The sequence below is a fragment of the Prevotella sp. oral taxon 376 genome (genome assembly GCF_003043945.1).
In the GTDB taxonomy this organism is placed as follows: Bacteria; Bacteroidota; Bacteroidia; order Bacteroidales; family Bacteroidaceae; genus Prevotella.
In genome coordinates, this window is the sequence record NZ_PYXG01000003.1 from 17,742 (window position 1) to 37,481 (window position 19,740).

The window sequence follows — 19,740 nt, forward strand, 5'->3', positions numbered from 1 at the left end:
GACCTTTAGGTGACCTTTTTGAAAACAAAGTAAGATGATGAAACCTTGTGCTATATTGAATAATCATATTTGATTTCATTTATTATTCTTCAAATGCTTTTAGCAGGCTTAAAGGGTTATACCGCTATATTATTGTGACACTTTCGTAATCTTAAAGGGGAAGTATTGATAGAGCCTTAGTTAGCAAAGAAGACAGCTGATCTGCAATAACACTTACGCCTACTTCATACGACAAACCCTTCATAGCCTGAAGACATCTTTTTACTATCTTAATCTTTGTTTTCGGCTTCTGGATTTCTTCATCTGCTTCTTTGATAATATCTCTAAGATCTGGTGAATCAACCTGTTCTACAATATGTTTTATATTATCTATTATAGCTTTTAATTCATGCTTTATATTATCATTTAGTATAACATCGCCATTAGCTATATTTGTAATTTGGTGCGCCTCCACATTACCATCACCTGTGTTGACTATAGCTGCATTGTATGTAGTGTTGTGTGTGATATTTGTCAGGGAAGCATCTTTCCTCATAATCGAAGAGAAGTCAATTTCTTCATTATTGTCAATTTTTAGAAAGTAGTCTATCAACATCGATTTTATAACAACAAGAATATTTTTTACAGAAGCAATAGTTGCGAACTGATATGCACATTGAATTTGTCCCGTGATACAATGCCCCATATGGTAGTACCATATTGAGACGGGCAAGGGCACATGGATTGTATTTGTCATTTCTGCATCTTTTATCAATTCTTCGATTTCAGAAATAGGTTGCTGTAAAGCTATATGCGAAACTCTTTCTCTTATTTTTTCATCTTTAATCATTTCTACAGGATATTCGAAGCCTAAGACTTCTTGAAAACCTCTATGAACATCAACCTTTACTCCACAATCGATAATCCTATACAATGGCGGTCTGTCTTTGTATCCTTTTAGTTCATTAGAAACCCATTCTAACAATTCTTTATCAGAGTTCTTTACCGCGAATATTTTGGTTTTTAGCATTATGCCAGATAATGATGCATCATTCATGATGTCTGACAGTATTTTCTGAGCTATATCTGAAATGTTGTAGTACTCCATGATAAAATGGTATTTAGAAAGCAAAGAACTTTGAGTCCATTGCCTTTTTCAGGTTATACTTCTTGGTGGTGTCTAGGGCTCGCTCGATGCAGATAAACTTCTTGTCCGTATGGGCAAGGAAGTATTCAACTGTAGCATCGTCCAGCTTGCCATCTACGGTGATATATGCCTTATGCGTGACATCGGTGGCCATATACACATGGTTTGCCTCAAACTGCGGTTGCGGTTCGAGTTTATAGGTGAGTTGGAATCCTTGTTTGATCAGGATCTCAGTAATCAGTTCTTCAGCATTAAACTGAATGGTGAGCTGCTGCTCCTTTTGCCGGATATACTCTTGCAGGAGTTGCAAGTTCTCCTCATCGGTTTTCTCTGGGTCGGGTGCAAAGTCGACACGTGGGAAGCTGGACTTGCCAAGCGTAAACACCTTGAAGCCTAACTGGTCGAGTTGATCTTGGTCTTCGGGCGCTATAATCTTGCCCTTAAAAGAATCTTGCACCTTTTCTACCACGGCCTTATTCCGGGCAATGGTTATCTCGCTGATGGTTTTATACCCAGCCCTGCGTGCGTTACTCTTCTCATCTGTTATTTCGGGTATCTGAACAAGAATATATTTCCTGTGTCCTCCGTCCATTATGTTCTGATTGACGACTGCATGGCCAGTGGTGCCTGAACCTGCGAAGAAATCAAGGACTATACAATCCTTGTCGGGTTCGCCATTGATAATGTAAGAAATTGCTTTCTGCACCAGATGAGGTGGTTTTGGGAAAGGAAAAACACCTCTTCCTATCAAAGCTTCCAACTCGGCACTTGCTTGGTCTGTGGTCCCTACATCATCCCGCTTCCAAAAGTTTGATGGTACCATTCCACCCTCCATTTCTGAAAGAAACTTTTTCAATCGAGGATATGAGTTGTTACCATTCTGTCCCCAATAAAGTTTATTTTCCTGTACATGCTGAAGGTATTTGTCATATTCATATTTCCATGCGTTGGTTGGATGCTCAATCTCTGCTCCAGTGAAAGGATTCTTTATTTTGTAACAAAGATTGGGCCGTTCATCACGGGACGCAGGATTAACATAAGAAACACTCGTCCACGGCCCTCTTTCGTCATTATCTGGATTTGTATATATTTCGTCAGACTTATCGTTTCTCGGCTCTTTGATATTTATAAGGGCATCTGACTTCCGATAACAAAGAATGTGCTCTGTCATCGTTCCAAATAATTTTGAGTTATTGCTCCTTGTGTATCTCTTTTCCCAAATAATGTTTGTAAGAAGATTTTCCTCCCCAAATATCTCATCGCATATCTTACGCAAATGGTGTATCTCATGGTCGTCCATAGAAATAAAAATAATTCCATCTGGCCTGAGCAATGTTCTTGCCACAAGCAGACGAGGATATATCATGTCGAGCCAGTTGCTATGAAAACGCCCCGCACTCACGGTGTTTGTATCGAGGGCAACGCCATCCTTCCTTACTCCCGTACTCTCCCAATAGCCTTCCTTACCCTCTTTGAAGTCATCTTTGTAAAGGAAATCCTCCCCCGTATTATATGGTGGGTCAATATAGATACACTTAACTTTCTCACGATACCCCCGCTGGAGTATCTTGAGCACTTCGAGGTTCTCACCCTCAATGATAATGTTTTCAGTCTTGTCGGCATTGACGCTGCGAGTGGGGTCGTAGTGCAGGGTAGCTCGCGTAGGTGTGAAAGCATTACGCTTGGCTGTTGACTTGCCGAACCATCGGAATTCATATCGTTCGGTATCGCTTGCATCTTCTGCGCCCGTGGCTTTCTTTACCTCATTGATGTCAAGCATACCCTCTTGGGTAAACCAGTCGGGGAACAGCTTTCGGAGCGTTTGCAGACGCTCGTCGTTAAGGTCGGGGGTGATGGTGATATGGTCTTTGTATGTTTCCATTGTCGTTATTTTGTTTCAAGTTCTGTTTGCTTGGTAAATGTCTCAAAATCTTTGATGGGTGCCTTGAACTGTACATCTACACCAAGTGCATCAAAATGGCGAATGGCACATTTGATACGCGCTATCTCGTGGAGTGTGAGTGCCTTTTGGTTGTTGATGTCGTTGGTGCCCTTGATTTCTACCACAAAGTAGTATTCCTTTTCATTGGCTTCTGTGAGCCTTTTGCGTTTTAGAACTACGCCAAAGTCGGGCTCGTAGTTGCCTATGGGAGTGGGGATTTTATACCATGTGGGAAACTTCAGGAAGCACACCACATTCTTGTCTTCCTCATCGGCATCTCGTGCAAAATCGCGTTCGAGCAGGCTGTCATAAAGTGTCTTGTCCCACAGACCGTGATTTGGTGTAGAGACATACTCGGTGCAGTCGTCGCGATAGAAGTTGGTGAATCTTTCAATATCGTATCTCTCATCCGATGGCGTATATTCCACACACCGCACCAATTCGTCCAACTGCATGGCACATATCTGCACCACTGCACGCTCAATAAATACGGGCGGATTTTTCACATACTCCTGCTTATTGTCGATACCGTTGAATATCCTCATCACCGACCGATAGCACAGTCCTGTTTTTTCGCTCACGTCCTCAATAAAATCGGTAGGTGTGAAGTGTCCTTTCAGATACTTGTATTCCGATCCATTGTATTCTCTCTGTGAGAAGTCGCTGATGTCTTGAACTCGATAGCTTGCCACCTCGGCCACATAATCTTCAATTTCTATGGTGTTGACGGCCTCGATGCACCGATTGACCAATGTATCTTCGTCGAAGTGAACCCGGTAGGTGGTAAGCCGCGATATACGTTTCCAAAACTCTTGGAAAGCATGCTGCACACTATCCTTTCCATTGAGTTTGAAGGCAACACGATGTATAGGCTTACCCTTATGTGTAGGCTTCATCTTAGGTCCAGCATCGGGTGAACCATAATCCTCGGCAATCTCCGCCTGGTAGCTCCGGGCAAAGGTCTCGTAGGTTTCGTTGGGCACGATGGTAAGCTGATTGATTAGGTCATCCTCAGGTGTGTCATCTTTATCATAGACACGTTGTCCCTCTTGATTGACACAGATACGTAGTCCACGGCCTATCTCTTGCCGCTTCTTGTTCTCCGAAAAGCTCTCGTTGAGCGTGGCAATACCGAAGATGTTAGGATTGTCCCAACCAACACCGAGTGCCGAGTGGGAGAAAACAAATTCGATGGGACTGTCGAACGATAATAGAAATTCCTTGCGATGGAGTATCTGATCGTAAATTTCCTTGTTACCTTTCATCGAAGCCTCACTGTCGGTATATTCGCCCTGCGAGGTCTTGGCAAAATAATAACCCTGTACGGCCTCGGCCTGTTCCTCCGTGGGTTGCTTGCCTTTATGGTATTCGGGATAGAGCTGCTTGTATTTCTCCTCGAAAAGTTGCTTGATAATAGGGTGTTCCACACTCATATAGTTGGCTACCCTGTCAATGAATATTAGCGAGAGGTTCTTGATGCCCTGCGGTTTCAGACGGGTTGTATTCTCGAAGTGCCTCCGTATGAGCCATTCCAACTGTAAGCCCCAAACCTGCTCCTTGTTGGCAGATGTCTGTTTTTCTTCAATGGATGTCCCATTGGTAAAGACCACCATCCAGCGATGATTGCTCATCTGCTTATAGATACGGCTGATAGTGAAGTCTGCATAAGAATCATTGCCTGACTTAGCAGCCAGGTCGTCTCCTTTCTTCAGGAATCCCGACTCTTTAAATTCAAATCGTCCTTTTGTTTTATTGAGTTTCCAAAACTTCAACTTCACTTTCGGTTCGGACTTTGCTTCTTGAACGGCAGAGAGTTCAATCTTCATCGTTGCTTCATCGTTCTTCTCGGCTACTGTAAGCACTTCTATCTTCTTGACCAATCCCAATCTATAGCTTTCGGCAGGAGTCAGCCGATAGATGGTGTTCCATTTCACTTTATGGGTAGCAGAATAACGTATTTTGAACAAAGGCTGCAACTTTGACAGCCAAGCCACGGAATTCTCGGTGTCCATACCCTCCTGTGGTTCGTCCATAAAGATAATAGGATGCGTTTGTCCTAATGACTCAATATGAGGTGAATTATTGAACAGCCCCTCCTGTTCCTTGCGGTTCAGAATGTTGTCCTCAGTATTAAACGAAGCCATGGTGAGAATCATAATCTGGGGATAGTCCTGCGTGATAAAATCACGTAGTTTGCTTAATCGCGAACTGTCATATACAAAAGTATTAGGCGTAAAGCCATACTTGTCGGCCAGCTGGTCTTTGAAATTCTCAAAAGTATCGATTACTCCCTGACGGATAGGTATGGAGGGGACAATAACAACAAACTTGGTGAGCCCATACTCTTTATAGAGTGCGTATGCCGTTTGTAGATAGGTCAAGGTCTTACCCGTACCCGTCTCCATCTCTATACATACATCGTTGGTTTCCTTAAAATGAATGTCAGTTTCGTCAATGCCATTCTCCTTTGCTATTTTGTGTATATTGCCCCAAATCTGCTGAGGATACAAAGAGCAGACATTGGTATAGATGTCTTCCTTTTGGGCATTATTAGAGGAGTACTTCTCCATACCATCGAAAATGCCCACAACACTTTTGATGGCTATGAGTTGATGCTCTGGGGATTCTAATTGAAATTTCATAATTCACTTCCTTTCGGCAATTACATGTCGGCTTCTATCAGGTCTTTAATGTCCACTTCAAGCAGTTTGGCTATCTCTACGAGTTGTGATACCGAGGGCTGCACCTTGTTGGTGCTCCATCGCGACACCGTCATATCGGTAACGCCTAACTGTTCTGCCAACCAACGATTGGTGATTTGCTTTTCTGCAAGCACGACCCTAATTCTGTTGGGATGAAATATTTCTTTTGCCATAGCCGAATTTATCATTATGTGTTCAAAGATAAACATTATTTGCGACACCAAAAAGAAAACACATATATTTTCTTAATTGATAACAAAAAAAATCAATATAATTCCATTTTAACTTTCAATCTATCTTCTGAACCTCGGTTTGATTCTCATCTCCTCTTGTAGCATCTGCTTTTCCTTATAATAGTCAAAGTTATCAACCACATTCTCGATTTCCGCCTTTCCTTTCTGATGCTCGAATAAGTTGAGAAAGGGACGGGTGAGGAGAGCCAGAATCGTGGCACCATTACGCCTGTCGCTTGACTCTTTAGAAAGATATTCGTTGATGGCTGTAGCCTGAGGGAAGGTAAAGTGCTGCAATTTAGTGTCATGGGCAAAGTCGATAACGGCATTAATGGCATTTTGGCAAATGATAGTGAATCCTCGTAGGAAATCTGTTAGCCCAGCCTTCATTGTAGCGATAATGTTATCACGTTGCAGCAACTCTTGCTTGAGGTCAACCTCCCGATTCTTCGATTTGGTAAGCAATCCTTTGTAGATACGCTCTTGTTTATTACATTCAGCAAGCCAGAAATCAGCACGATTCCGCTCCTTAGTTATCTCCTCTTTATAGGTAATGGTTAAGGTTTCTACTTGCTGAGCAACCACTTGTGGAATTGCAGCAACTTGTTTTTTCATTTCTTCATTTTCCGCCTCCAATTGTGCATACTTGCCCTTTCCTGCAAGGTTGGCCAAGCCCGACAGGATGGCGCTGCCATTCTCCCGATTGGCTTTTTCCTGCTTGTCGTGGATTTCCCTATCCAACTTTTCACAGGCGAGAACTTTCTGCTCGTTCTCCTTTGCCAGCTTCTCCGCTTGTTTCTTGCTTTCATCCAACTCACGCTTCTGTTTGGCCACGATATAGTCATTCCGTTCCAGATGCAGCTTGCCCGTCTCCAACTTGGAAACGCCGCGCTCCATTCCCAATGCCTCGGCCGCCATGTCCTGAACGAGGCTGATGTCCTCATTGTCCAGCTTGTAGGACTTACCTGTCTCGTGGTTCATCCAGTCCCAGATGACATGGGCGTGATAGTTAGGCTTCCATGTAGATGTGTCATTCGGATCAAGACAATGCCCCTCGTCACGATGGAGGTGTATCTGTATGGCCGTAATGCCGAAACGCTGCCGACAAAGATCGGCGAAATGTTGCAACTGCTCCATGGTGGTGTCTGCCTTGCACACCACGACGCCCTCACGCAAGGGAGTACAGCCAGCTATCTTGGTTACCTTGCCCGTCTTCTTGTTGATTCGCTCCCGTTCCTTGGTCTGCATGGCCCTGCCCGTCTTTTCCTTCACCATTCTGCCAATGGCATCGTAATACTGCCGCAAGGTCATATCGCCTTGCAGTTCCGATGTCCACGATTGGTTCTCAGGTATCAGGTCTTTCCTGATATAAAGCTTCTCTGCATTGATGTGGTCGAGATATGCCTTTGTCCGTTGGTTGTGTGCCTCACTTTGCCCGATATTGCAGGGCTTGATGTGTACCGATGTCATTTGTGTCATAACAAAAGGGAATTAAATGATTGTTGGTTTTTCTTTTCATAAGGTTCTTAGGGAGGCTCCCTAAGCGGAGAGTCCAGAGAGAGGGTCACGCTCTGGTCAGGGGTCTTGGGGGCAGATGCCACCGAGTGGAGGGTGCAGGGGGAGAGTCATCCCCGCTGGTTCTCCAAGGCTGGCCTTGGGCCCACAACTACGAAAGCGCAGCGGGTAGTTATAGTGAGCTATAACAAGGGCAGAGCCCTGTTCTTCCCCCCCGAGTTCAAGGACTGCCACGACCTCTGATTCTGTCAATCAGGTATCGGTTAATGTCCCGATGGACAAAGCCACGGTCCACCTTGAACCTTGCCCCGAACTGCTCTTCCCAATAATCACAGCTTATATCATCAGGGAAAAGGACCACCCGCTTGCCAGCCAGTTTACTCATCATGTTATTGGTGAGATTGTAGCCTTCTCCAACCGCCAACCAGTCAACGGCCGATTCCGCCAGCGTACCCAGCAAGGCTGTCTTTTCCTCCTGCACAATGGCGACAGGCTTGTTTGAAAGCAGATGCTCGCCAAAGAAGACCTCATCGTCCGTGTAATAGTCGAAGCAGTACCAGCTATAAAGATGTTCCACCAAGGGCTCTCTTTGCAGGATTGCCCCACTGTCCGTATCAAAGTACTGCACACTTCCTCCTACGACCTTGTTGTTCCGATTTATCCGAGGCAACACCGTGCCACAGTGTCCGTTCACCAGTTTGGTGACGGCACCCAAATGAAATCCCATCATCAAGCGATCAATGCCCGACAACAGTTTGGAATCATAACCAGCCATCTTATCCAGATAATCCGTAAGGGAAGAATAATGGCATCCTATACCCAGTTTAGGAATGTCTATCAATATCCGATCATTGGGCGCAGCCTTGGCCGCCGATATTCTCTTCAAATCCTGATTTTCCATATTTTCCATGTGTTTTATGCAGTTTATGCACTTATGCATATTGCATAAAGTGAATAAAGTGCATAAATCAGCTGTTCAGAAGCCTTGATACCTTACTCTGGGTGATACCGCATTCCCTGGCTATGTCCTGCTGCTTCATGCCCTGTGAGGACAATTCCTTGACTTTCGCTTTCAGTTCCTCACGCCCGCTGGCACTTGCCGTTTCCAGATGGACGGCTTCCGTGTCATAGCCTCGGAAAGTAAAGCACAGATTGCCATCGCCGTTCTTGGTCCGCTCGTATAAAGCCACATTATCCGCATCGAGTACCACTTCACCATTGCGCCACTTGCACTGCTTCACATAGACCATAGACTTGTCACGGCTTGACTGCCCCAGTCCCACGGCATCGTCTATGAGCTGATTGAGTTTGGCGGAACCCTGTATGGCCGATAGGGAAAGAGGCACGGAGCCGGAGAACATTTTGGGTACATGGTTGAGGATGACCAGCGTCCAGTTATATTTCCGTTTCAAGGCATTTAAAGAAGCCATGAGCGAACCGGCGTCGGAGCTCTTGTCGAGCGACTGGCTGAGGGCGGTGATGTTATCGATGAACACCACCTCCGCCATATTCGTCACGGCTGCCGCCTCTATCCCCTTCAGCACATCGCCAGCTGGAGCTTCCATGTCCATCTCCGCACGGAAGAAGGTGGGAGGAAAATTCGGAGACTCGTAGCGGAGGGCCAGCTGTCGCAGTGTCATCTCGAAGTCAGCGTACAGCACCCGCTTCCCCCTTGCCGCAATATCCCTTGCCACCTGCATGGCGAAGATGGTCTTGCCGATGCCCGACTGTCCGAAGATGATGCAAAGGTCACCTTCGAGGACAATATTGGGATATAGGACGACGACAGGAGGCAGCGACTTGCCCCTCCTTACGCAGTCATTCATGGAAGACACATGGAAACCACCTGCGTCAACGGCTCCCTGTTCCTGCAACTCATGAAAGGAAGACAGGATGTAGTCTGTTTCAGGCGGTTTGGGAATCGTCTTGATCAGTTTATCCATAGCGTTGCTCTATTGATTGCTCGTATTGGCTGGGAGCCCATTGGAAATCAAGGCGTCCACTTCCTGCTTGGAATACAGGTTGCGCCTGCCAATCTTATGCACATGTATCTCCCCACGCTTCTCCATCCGCCAGAGTGTGGTATAGGTGATATGCAGGCGTGCGCACAGCTCGTCGCGGGTTAAATACTCGGTGGATTCTACCAGAGCTGTTTCTTTCAGCAGATTCTTGCCCACCATTGTCTCTAATACTTCTGCAATGACCTCTTTGAGGTCTTCCTTTTGCAGCATAATGAAATTACCTTTCATATCATGAAATTTAAAAATGATGCTGCAAATGTCGTAAGTGGGAAAGTGGCTACAAGTGGCACCTAAATATTTTTATGATTACAGGTAAAATTTGATAGTAAGACATTGATAATCAATGATTTGGTTTTAAAAATATTTTAGTAGAATTCTGTTGATTTATCAAAGGTGGGAATAAGTGGGCGTGTTTGGGAATCACATGGTATCGTATGAAACGCACAAATAGCGTATTTCCGAAGTGGAGATACGCTATTTGAGTATAGGATAGATATAGAAAATTGTCATGTACGACTATATTTCCTGAAAATATGCCCAATCTGTTCCATCTTTTTATGGTACGCTTCCGTCACGCTATCGCTCCCTTTGTACTTCTTGTTAATATTTTCAACTTTATAGCCACATTCTTTGGCTATATCTTTGAGCCAAGTGGCACGAATATCCTCGGGCAACAAGAGAGATAGATCATGCAGAATTTTATACATGAGCATTTTCTTCTGCGAACATGCGGCGAGGTGACTTGTATGCAATTTGCGGGTAATGATACTTTTGAACTCATCTGCTGAGGTTAAATCTTTGAATATTTCTCCGTTGAATCTCTTATAAAGTTCTTCTAACAAGCCATCAGGGAAATGATAATCATCTTCTGCTTTAGGTACAATTGGTGATAGTTTGTTCGCTTTTTCTTTTGGCTGGTCTTTATGTTCCATTACCATTTGTCCATTACAACTTTCTTTCTCAGCAACATAAAATAATGTACCCTCACGCCGCCCAAGGTTAATTGTATATCTGCGGAACATATCTAAGTCCCATTCACCACGCTCCAAATCGTCTGACGAATTCAATTTTACACTCCACTGAGCAAAGTTCGTATGCTCAAAGGGATGGTCAAGGTCATATCTGCGACAGTAATTATAGGCAGATGTGAAACCATTCACGTACCAGCGACTTACTTGTGAGCTTAGTAAGTCAGCTTCTTTGTTTCCTGTGGATTCAGAGTGCCTATCAAAGATGAGCTGTAATAGAGCCAGTGCATTGGTGGTAATCATGGCTTGCCTCGGTTCCTTATCCCATGTGGCAACATAGAGAGAATATCCATCAACAGTTTTGGAACTGAATTCTTGGTAATCACCCTTAAACCATGGAAGGATTTTCTCCTGAAAGAAATCGTATAGTGTCATTATATTGCTTTATAGGTTCGGTTCTTATTACTTCCACACGCTTCAATTCGCCCTTGCTCAACCAAGGTACTGAGATAATAACGAGATTGCGATGACTTCAATCCAAATACTTGCATTATATCTGAAGTCTTAACTTCTCCATTCTTCGCAATATAATTCAATATCACCTGTATTTTATCGCCGGTGTTATCGCCAGTTTCTGATTTTATCGCCGGTTCATTAGGCGTTTTATCGCCGGAACTTGTCTTTACCGCCGGTTTATCGCCAGTTTCTGCGTTTATCGCCGTATTGTCATGGTCTTTACCGCCAGCTAACTCATTTCCCATCATATCATCGGAAGCCTTTTCAAACAACACTTCCGAAAGATTTTTGCAATGTAGTCTCAAAATGGTTCGGTCTGGGTTGTGCGTGTCTTCCCACGTCGGCTGTTCACCGTATGCCGATTTCCAGCCATCGATGATAGTTGGGATGCCACTACCAGCACGTTCTCCAAGGTCGATGAGGGCGAACATCTTAAAGAGAATTGCATTGCGAGGGTCGGAAACGCCACCACTCATGGCCTCTTTCATACCTATTCGGAAATCACCCGGGTTCTCGAAGGTGTAACCATCAGGATATTTCTTGATGACCACCCCACGTCTGCCATAATAGTCGGCATTAACCAACGTGTTCAATAATGCTTCGCGCACGGCCTTATGAAGTGGGGTGTCATCCACTCGCATCATTCCCTCCAACTTGAAAGGACGAGGAAGGTCGTGGCTAAGTTTGTTAGCAACGGCAAAGAAGAAATCGAATACGTTGCCACTCCATTCGCCCGTTGAAGAAGCCAGTCTGTCCACCCAACGGATGCTCGGATCTCGATGGTCTTGATAGTCGAGGAAATATTGAGGATATTCTGAGAGAATCTCGTTTTCATACCCAAACATCAATAATCCTGCCGTTGTAGGATAAAACTTACCTTCATCAGCATCGTAACCAATGGCTCCTATTTTACCAAGAAATTCTTCATCATCCAGTTTTGACCAAACGTGATTGATGTGAGAAATATTGAAAATATTCCGATAGCTATGCACTGTGTCCATGCAGAACACTTTCATATCGCGGTGTTTGAGCAATTTACGATCTTGGGTCAGTTGATAAGCATCCCGATACATGGCCGATACCTCCTCGTGAGAGCAATGGTAATCGCCTTCACCGTTGCGCCGGTATGAGCCAGACATCGGGTCTTGACCGACATAGACAGGACGAAGGTATCGGTCTGCACGAGGTACACGAATAGAGATTACTTTCTTGCCTTCGTAATCTTCTACCGTCACATCTTTTTCAACAAGAAGATTAACATTGATTTTCTGGCGGTTGTTGACCATATTCCAAAAATCCTTCAGCATCTGGTCGGCATTCTGCACACCCGACACTTCAAAAGAGCCATCTTTCTTTTCATCAACACCAAGCAATATAATACCACCATCGGTATTAGCAAAAGAAGAATATGTCTCCCACATCGAGTTAGGGATGCCTCCCTTTGCCTTCTTAGCCTCCAGTCGATTTCCTTCCCTGTATGAACTGATTTCTTGTATATTATAAAGGTTCTCTTCCATCTTTTTTCTTCTTAATGCTTACAAATATATAGATTATCTAAAGAACTCGCAACTTTTAAAAGTCTTATTTCCACTTCCACTGATAATAAAATTATTTATAACGAAGCCAACAGTTGCTTACGCTCTTCATCGGTCATATTTTTAAGTAGGGCGAGAAGTGCCTCTTTGCCATCTTGTTTCTTATCATTCAGTAAATACCAGTTATATTCCAGCATTTTCCCCAATGGATAGGCTCCTATATAATTTGAAGTTATATCACCATTTCCACAATGTCCCATACTGTCACTGATATACTTATAAGGCACCGATCCCGAATTGTTTAGGTTAGTAGCAAAGCTATGCCTTGCCCATGTCGCAGTGGGGCACTGCTCCATGCCAAGAAGTTGTGCAATCTTTGCCATGTGTTCGCGAATATATCGGTTATATCTTTGAATTACCCACACTTCCTTTTCGGGGGTAATGAATTCGCTCATGATAGGAAAAACTCGCTTACCTTGTTCGGGCTTATTTCCGTATTTATCAATAATCTTTTGTAATTCGGGCGTGACAGGGAAAATAACTTCACTTGCACTTTCGTTCCTGTCCCTTGTCTTGTGGCGCAGGAAACGGAGCTGTTTGCCATGTGTAGCAAAGTACCAGCCATCATAGGTCAGGCGTAATGTATCAGCTAAGTTTTGACCATCGCCTAAATACATAAATAGGAACAGCCCTAAATCACGAAAGATGGCATACTTCTCCCTGGGCAGGAACAACTCCTTCCCATCAGCGTCTACTGCTTTATCAGCTTCCCAAAAGTTGTAGAGCTTGCGCATCGTAGCCACGTCAAGGAATTCATGCTTGCGACTGCATACTTTGTTATAGCCTGTATCTTTGAACATTTCCTTTGTATTGCCGTTAATTAGCCCTCGTTCTATGGCTATATTGACAATTGTGCGGAAAGTACGTAGGTCAATTGCTATGGTTGTAGCGCTCAACCCACCTTTCTTCATAGTTCTCACCCAACGTTGGACGAAGTTTTTATCAATATCTGTCAAGGCAACGCTTTCACCCATATCTTTTATAAAACGACTTTTTACGTCCCCACTACAACGAGCGGAACCAACCTTGCCTTCCTCCCGCTTTGTTTGTAGATATTTGTCCCAAATCGAATAAATAGTACAAGTATCGTCTCGTTTCCCTTGAAACCTATCTTTCAACCTTCGCAGAGAGAAGTTACCCTCAGCAATCAGTTGGTTTGTCATCAGTTCAACACCAGCTAATAGTTCTTTCAGATCATTGCGTTCTGTTTGCTGCACACGCCTTCCCGATTTCTCATAATCGCATAGGCCCACCCAATCGGACATGGTGTATTTAACTCCCAATCTGAGAAACACCTTTTGGCTGTCATAACTTACACGCACGGCAACAGGAAGCTCTTGGCTGTAATCTTCAGCCGCTTTACGAATGTCAAGCGTCAGAGACCCGAACACACTACCGTTTGACGAAGTGAATTTTGCAAGACACTTATCTCCTCTTGAACCTGCCTTTGACGCAATTTTCTTGCTTTTAGTGACCTTAATAACCGTCTCCATGCTTGAAATATCCTTTGTTTACTGTGGTTTTAGTACGAAATAGGGTGACCTTCAGGTGACCTTACGACGTGCAAACTGCTGCAAATTTAAGGAATTTCGTGAAAAGTACAAAATGTGTAACTGCTTTATTTACTGCATTTTAATATTATTTGTTATTTCATGAAATACAGGTCAATCAGACTCATAATCTGGAGGTCCCTGGTTCAAGCCCTACCTGGTCCACATTGAAAGTCAAAGAGTTGCAATAAGTAACTCTTTTTTTATTTGCCTTTCATAAACGAGAGACCTCAAGCAGATGAAACTGTAGAATTTCATAGGATCATATTGGATTTCCTACTGACCCATAATTCTATGGCGACTGCATGGATCGAATGATTTTTGTTCTTCTCCAGTTTTATATTCATCGTGTATTACATCTTCTCTTACTCTTGTAGGATATTCCTTGTCCACAATCCGCTTGATAATATTTCTATTGGAATTCCTATAATGAAGATACACGGCAGGAACAGAGAAGTCGAGGCGGAACAAGGCGTCGTCTGGCCATGGATTAGCTGATTTCCTAATTGGATAAATTTCTGGAACGCGGCATGGCGGTTTGGAAAAAATCTCTTATCTTTGTCGGGAGATAGCAAACATCAAAACAGACAGAATATGAAACAAGTGGGAGACAGACTGCCGGAAATCCTCGGCAGGGATCAGGACGGTAATGAGATTAAGTTGAGCGATTTCGCGGGGCACAAGCTCGTGCTTTATATTTACCCCAAGGACTCGACTCCGGGATGCACGAATGAGTCCTGCAATCTGCGCGACAACTATCATCGCTTCCTCGCGAAGGGCTATGCCATTGTCGGGGCAAGCGTGCAGGACGAGAAGTCGCACAGGAAATTCATCGAGAAATACCAACTGCCGTTCCCGCTGATAGCAGATACGGAGAAGCGGCTCGTTACCGAGCTTGGGGTCTACGGGGAGAAGAAGATGTACGGACGGACAACGATGGGCACATTCCGCACGACCTTTGTCGTCAATGAGGAAGGTATCATCGAGCGCATCCTGGGACCGAAGGACATCAAGGTGAAGGAACACGCTGAGCAGATTCTCGGATAGATGCAGATACTGCTGGCATGCGCAAAGACGATGAAAGATGCTGCCCGGGCGGCGGTTCCTTTCTCGTCGCCCCCGGCTTTTCAGGACGAGGCCCGGCACTTCGCCCTCGACATGTGCGGTCTTAGCCAGGAAGAAATCTCGCAACAGCTGCATTGCAATGCCAGGATAGCCGCTCAGAACAATGCGCGTTACATGAGTTTCTTCAATGAAAAAGAGCTGCTCCCGGCCGTTCTGAGCTATTATGGACAGGCTTATAAGTATTTGGAAGCCGACCGTTTCACGCAAGACGATTTCCTCTTTGCTCAGAATCACCTGTGGATAACCTCTTTTTTATATGGTCTTCTGCGCCCCCTCGATGATATTCATCCTTATCGTCTGGAAGGTAAGGTGCGGTTGCCATGGGCACAAGGCATGGATATGTTCGGGTTCTGGAAGTCGCGCCTGACAGATTTTCTCATCGATGCCGTGCAGGCCGACGACGGCATTCTGCTGCATCTGGCGACGGAGGAATTCCAGCATCTCTTCGACTGGAAGAGAGTGGAGAAGAGCGTTCGCGTGGTTCAGCCGCAGTTTATGGTTCGTAAGGCCGACGGTCTGAAAACTGTCGTGGTATATGCCAAGACCTGTCGGGGAGCCATGGCGCGCTATGTGATAACTCATCGTCTGGAGAAGCCGGAACCCCTCAACGGCTTTCAGTTCGAGGGTTTTGAGTATCGTGGAGAATATGGAGATGCCGATAAGCCCTACTTCGTGATAGAGTAGGAAGCCGTTTCCTGCCTGACGAATTCGCCGATTTTGTCCCACGAATTCGCCGATTTTGTCTGACGATTTCGCCGAAGTTGTCGGATGGGAGAAGTTGTTTGATTTTTCTGTTTGTCGTAAATAAGCATATCAATAAAATCAACCGATGAGTCTGCTTATGCGTTCCCATCGGTTGGTTTCTTGCTTTTTATCGTCTCCGGACTTAGTTCAGGAGCCGGAACTTGTTGTTTCCTGCGTTCCATCTCACCTTGAGTGGCTTGCACTCCTTGCCGTTGACAACGGGAACAATCCTGATAGAGCGTGTAACCGTGTGCTTGCGGAAGTAGTTGTAGCTGACACGGATCGAAGTACGCTCCTTGGCCTTCAGGGTGATTTTCTCCGGCATCTTGAGCACCGTGTTGTTGGGGCTGCGCCTGAATTCTATGGTCATTAGCTTGTCGGTATTATTGGCAAGCTTGAGCTCATAGGAATGACTTTGGCCCGGATTGAGGTCGGGAAACGGTAAAATCTGCTGACTCATATAGAGTCCTTCACCATAATCATAAGGATGGTCTTCCTTCACAGGATGTAGGAATGGGATGACATTGGCCTTTATCCATACGCGAGTATATTCCTTGCCACCATTGAGCAGGAGAACCACCTGCTTCACGAAGTTGCCTGACTTGTGGTCCGGATCAAAGTCCACCTGTATCTTGGCGGTCTCGCCAGGGCGTATGCCTTTCTTGGTATATTTTGGTACTACACAGCCACACCAAGTATTGACATCGCTGATAGCTACTATCTTCTTGGTGTTGTTGATGAAGGTGAATGTAGTGCTTACCTTTCCGTCTTTCTCGAGAATCCTGCCGAAGTCGTGCGTTTTCTCATTGGGAGTGAATTCTTTCAGGAAGTTGGGTTCACCGTTATTGCTCTGAGCGAAAACCAAAGAGAACTGTAATAGGCAGATGAAAAGAAGTATATACCGTTTCATAAAAGGATGTTTTGATTTTTAAAAGAACGCCCACCCTTTTGAAGGACGGGCGCTCAGTATCATGAAGTTCTCTGTCTGGCGATTACTCATAGAACCTTGGAGTAACGGAGCAATAGCTTGCACCCCAGCTGTAGTTCAAATAAGACCAACCCCAGAAGTTTGTATTCAATTTACATTTCACGCGAACATAGCGTGTTGGAACAGCACCATAGAGTACATAAGCATAAACAGCAGGCCAGCCGCCTGTATTCACACTCTTGTGCTCTGAAGTGTTTCCGATAGTTACCCAGGTAGAGCCGTCAGCACTGAATTCAACTACAGAGCTGCTTATAGCTTGACCATTGATCGCAAAGCCAGTAAGGTTGTGTGTGCCACCCAGATCGATCTCGAAGCTTGTGTTATCCTCTTTCTGCTTGAATGGCCAATATCCATTATCCTTCAGGCTGCTGAAGTTATCAACGCTCAAGCCCGCACCTGATGCAGAAACTGCTGACCAGCCAGAGTTATCGAGCTCTGAACCAGAGAAAGAGGTCGCGTTGTCATTGATCAAAGTCTCGTTTACATTGATCACGATATAGGCATTGCTCAACGGAGCAGTCTGGCTGTTAGAGTAAGTAGCCGTCAGGCGAATGGGAATTACATATTCTCCTAAGGGCAGATCCTGGGATGCGTTGTTTGGGTCGCTTATAGTAAGAGGTGTAGAAGAAGTCTTCTGGCCCTTGGAAATCTTGCCGGGAGTAACCTGCAACTGCTTCAGGATGTTCTCTGGGACAGCATTATAAGCCTTCTTGTTCTCTGTGTTGTAAGCAGTAATTAAACCATTGTCGAATTCAGCTTTTACCGTTACCTCCGCATCCTTATTGTCATACATGCTGAAGTCCCACTTAGCGTTGATCTGGCCGAACACACCGGCAGGAGTCTTGGCGATAGAGACATTCTTTACATTACTGTCAGAAATCGTGATGAAGTCCTTTGCCGCATTCTTGATGATAACATAAGCTGTGCCATAATCCTCATTTACGGCAGCCTCGTAAGGAGATGTGCCCCTGTTCTCGCTGAGCACCTTCAGGCGTACAGGAACGAGATAAGACTCTTCGGTAAGAAGTGCGCAAGCCTCCTCGGGAAGAGTTACTGTCATGGTGGTATCCGCGAGGTTGGAACCTGGGCGGATAGCCACATTGTTAATTTGCAAGGCATTTGCTGCCTGCTGGGGAAGAGCCTTAAGAGTGGTATTGTGCTTCGTGTTGTAACCTTCCACCAATGAGAGGTCGGCCTCACCGCCCAATACGATGGTAGCATCTGTTCCGTATTGGGCCTTTACGCTGAAAGTGCCATCCACTGTGCCATAGACACCGATAGGAGTATTATAGATGGTAGTGGTCTTCTCTGTTGCGGTATTTGTGTCGAAGAAAACGAGGTTCTTGTTGCTTCCAAACACATCGAAAGTCTCCTTGTCATTACCACAGCTTGTGAGAGCGACTGTCCCTAAGGACAGCGCTCCGCTAAGCAATAATATATTCTTTAATTTCATCGTATTCAAAATTTATATTTATAGTTTTGAATTTTAGTATGGACACTTGTGATTGTGAACCCATGCAGGTGCGCCACTGCGAGCTACAGCGTTATAGCCATGTCCTGTCCAGTCGCGGATTGAACCGTCTGGCAAGACATCGCTCTGACCCTGAAAGCGCCAGTAAGCAATCAGACCCTCAGACTGTGGATCTACATAGCAGATGTTGTTGAGCAACTGAGCTGGGGTACGAGCCACATTCCATACACGGAACTCAGATACGCGACCATTGAGGTAACGACCGCCGGCAGAGTAACCGATAGCGAATGGACCATTGTTGTCTCCATAGGAAGTGCCGTAATCGTAACTCCAAACAAGCGAGATATCACCTGTCGCGTCTACCGGACTACCATCCATCTCTACACCGTCAAGATACATGCGGATCTTGGCACCGTCGTATACACAAGCGAAGTGGCACCACTTACCGGTTGGGAAGTGGGTCTGGAAGGTTGTAGCGTGAGCTGTACCCTTATCAGGCTGGTCCCAGCGTGGAGCGCCGGTCTTACCACCTGCCAACTGTAATTGGTCAGGATCACAAGATACATCACCGAAACGCAGCAGGAAGTTCTCTTCACATCCCATCAGGGAAGAGATGTATGGGTTGCTGTGCTGGAACTGGTTGACATATACCTTACACTCCATCGTGAGCTGAGAGAGGTGCCCCAACTTCTCGTTGTTACGGAAGCCTGGTACCAAGAATGCCTTACCGTTGATATCAGCCACATCCACAGTGATGATAGGCACGAATACGATATAGGCCACGGAACCAGCCTTAAGTAAGTTGCCGTCGCTCTTTACGCGAATAGGCAAGCAATAGCTCTTACCCTCCTCAAACTTAGTTGGATCTGCAATCATCAACTTAGCCAGAGAAGAAACATGCTGACCTGACTGGATGGTTACATTGGGATTTGCAATACTGTAAGCGTCAGTAGGAGGAGCTACATAGTCAGAGTTGTTCGTTGCGTTGTAAGCATCCAACAGCTCGGGAGCTGCCTCGAAAGTAGCGTTTATGGGAGCATCCACGATACCTGTGCATGAAAGGGTAAGGTCAACACTATCGTTACCTTCAAAACCCTTACGGATGGTATTCTTTTCCATTGTTCCTGAGATGTATACCACATCACTATAGTCGGCGTTACCCTTCATTTCGCAGGATGCCATGACCACGGCCATCAAGCCAAGAACCATATATTTCAATTTATTCATTATCTTTTCTCTTTTTA

The 19,740-nt window shown here is 45.2% G+C and carries 16 protein-coding genes; 2 read left to right on the forward strand and 14 right to left on the reverse strand.

Annotated features, from left to right (window positions below):
* Window positions 1-151: 151 nt before the first annotated feature.
* From C7120_RS12415 to C7120_RS12465, 11 genes are all read right to left on the reverse strand, one after another.
* Entirely contained in the window at window positions 152-1,087 is a 936-nt protein-coding gene (locus tag C7120_RS12415; RefSeq protein WP_107621970.1) for a hypothetical protein, read from the reverse strand.
* Window positions 1,088-1,100: 13 nt separating this feature from the next.
* Complete coding sequence (locus tag C7120_RS12420; protein WP_107621971.1) at window positions 1,101-3,008, reverse strand: site-specific DNA-methyltransferase; 1,908 nt, start codon at window positions 3,006-3,008, stop codon at window positions 1,101-1,103.
* A gap of 5 nt (window positions 3,009-3,013) precedes the next feature.
* Entirely contained in the window at window positions 3,014-5,710 is a 2,697-nt protein-coding gene (locus tag C7120_RS12425; RefSeq protein WP_107621972.1) for a DEAD/DEAH box helicase family protein, read from the reverse strand.
* A gap of 20 nt (window positions 5,711-5,730) precedes the next feature.
* Window positions 5,731-5,943: a helix-turn-helix transcriptional regulator gene (locus C7120_RS12430; protein ID WP_107622201.1), complete on the reverse strand. Its 213-nt coding sequence runs from the start codon at window positions 5,941-5,943 to the stop codon at window positions 5,731-5,733.
* A gap of 120 nt (window positions 5,944-6,063) precedes the next feature.
* Complete coding sequence (locus C7120_RS12435; RefSeq protein WP_107621973.1) at window positions 6,064-7,473, reverse strand: recombinase; 1,410 nt, start codon at window positions 7,471-7,473, stop codon at window positions 6,064-6,066.
* Window positions 7,474-7,738: 265 nt separating this feature from the next.
* Entirely contained in the window at window positions 7,739-8,458 is a 720-nt protein-coding gene (locus C7120_RS12440; RefSeq protein ID WP_107621974.1) for a DUF6371 domain-containing protein, read from the reverse strand.
* 28 nt (window positions 8,459-8,486) lie between these two features.
* The gene (locus C7120_RS12445) at window positions 8,487-9,461 is read right to left on the reverse strand and encodes an AAA family ATPase (RefSeq protein WP_107621975.1); all 975 of its coding nucleotides are present in this window, start codon (window positions 9,459-9,461) and stop codon (window positions 8,487-8,489) included.
* A 9-nt stretch (window positions 9,462-9,470) separates the two neighbouring features.
* Window positions 9,471-9,767: an AlpA family transcriptional regulator gene (locus tag C7120_RS12450; RefSeq protein WP_107581990.1), complete on the reverse strand. Its 297-nt coding sequence runs from the start codon at window positions 9,765-9,767 to the stop codon at window positions 9,471-9,473.
* A 278-nt stretch (window positions 9,768-10,045) separates the two neighbouring features.
* Window positions 10,046-10,942: a hypothetical protein gene (locus C7120_RS12455; protein WP_107621976.1), complete on the reverse strand. Its 897-nt coding sequence runs from the start codon at window positions 10,940-10,942 to the stop codon at window positions 10,046-10,048.
* Window positions 10,942-12,540 (reverse strand): RNA-binding domain-containing protein, encoded by a 1,599-nt coding sequence (locus tag C7120_RS12460; RefSeq protein WP_107621977.1) that lies wholly within the window; start codon window positions 12,538-12,540, stop codon window positions 10,942-10,944. Before C7120_RS12460 ends, C7120_RS12455 begins: the two co-directional genes overlap by 1 nt.
* Window positions 12,541-12,635: 95 nt before the next feature.
* Window positions 12,636-14,111, reverse strand: coding sequence for a site-specific integrase (locus C7120_RS12465; RefSeq protein WP_107581987.1), 1,476 nt, complete (start codon window positions 14,109-14,111; stop codon window positions 12,636-12,638).
* Window positions 14,112-14,762: 651 nt separating this feature from the next.
* Between C7120_RS12465 and C7120_RS12470 the strand changes: the two genes are divergently transcribed.
* Window positions 14,763-15,215, forward strand: coding sequence for a peroxiredoxin (locus tag C7120_RS12470; protein ID WP_107621978.1), 453 nt, complete (start codon window positions 14,763-14,765; stop codon window positions 15,213-15,215).
* Window positions 15,216-15,977, forward strand: coding sequence for a YaaA family protein (locus tag C7120_RS12475; RefSeq protein WP_107621979.1), 762 nt, complete (start codon window positions 15,216-15,218; stop codon window positions 15,975-15,977). It abuts the gene before it with no gap.
* 202 nt (window positions 15,978-16,179) lie between these two features.
* Here the strand turns inward: C7120_RS12475 and C7120_RS12480 are convergent, their stop codons facing one another.
* From C7120_RS12480 to C7120_RS12490, 3 genes are all read right to left on the reverse strand, one after another.
* The gene (locus C7120_RS12480) at window positions 16,180-16,947 is read right to left on the reverse strand and encodes a DUF1573 domain-containing protein (RefSeq protein ID WP_107621980.1); all 768 of its coding nucleotides are present in this window, start codon (window positions 16,945-16,947) and stop codon (window positions 16,180-16,182) included.
* Between the two features lie 82 nt (window positions 16,948-17,029).
* Window positions 17,030-18,478, reverse strand: coding sequence for a BT_3987 domain-containing protein (locus C7120_RS12485; protein ID WP_107621981.1), 1,449 nt, complete (start codon window positions 18,476-18,478; stop codon window positions 17,030-17,032).
* Between the two features lie 33 nt (window positions 18,479-18,511).
* Window positions 18,512-19,723, reverse strand: a complete 1,212-nt coding sequence (locus tag C7120_RS12490; RefSeq protein ID WP_107621982.1) for a DUF1735 and LamG domain-containing protein — start codon at window positions 19,721-19,723, stop codon at window positions 18,512-18,514.
* Window positions 19,724-19,740: the final 17 nt, after the last annotated feature.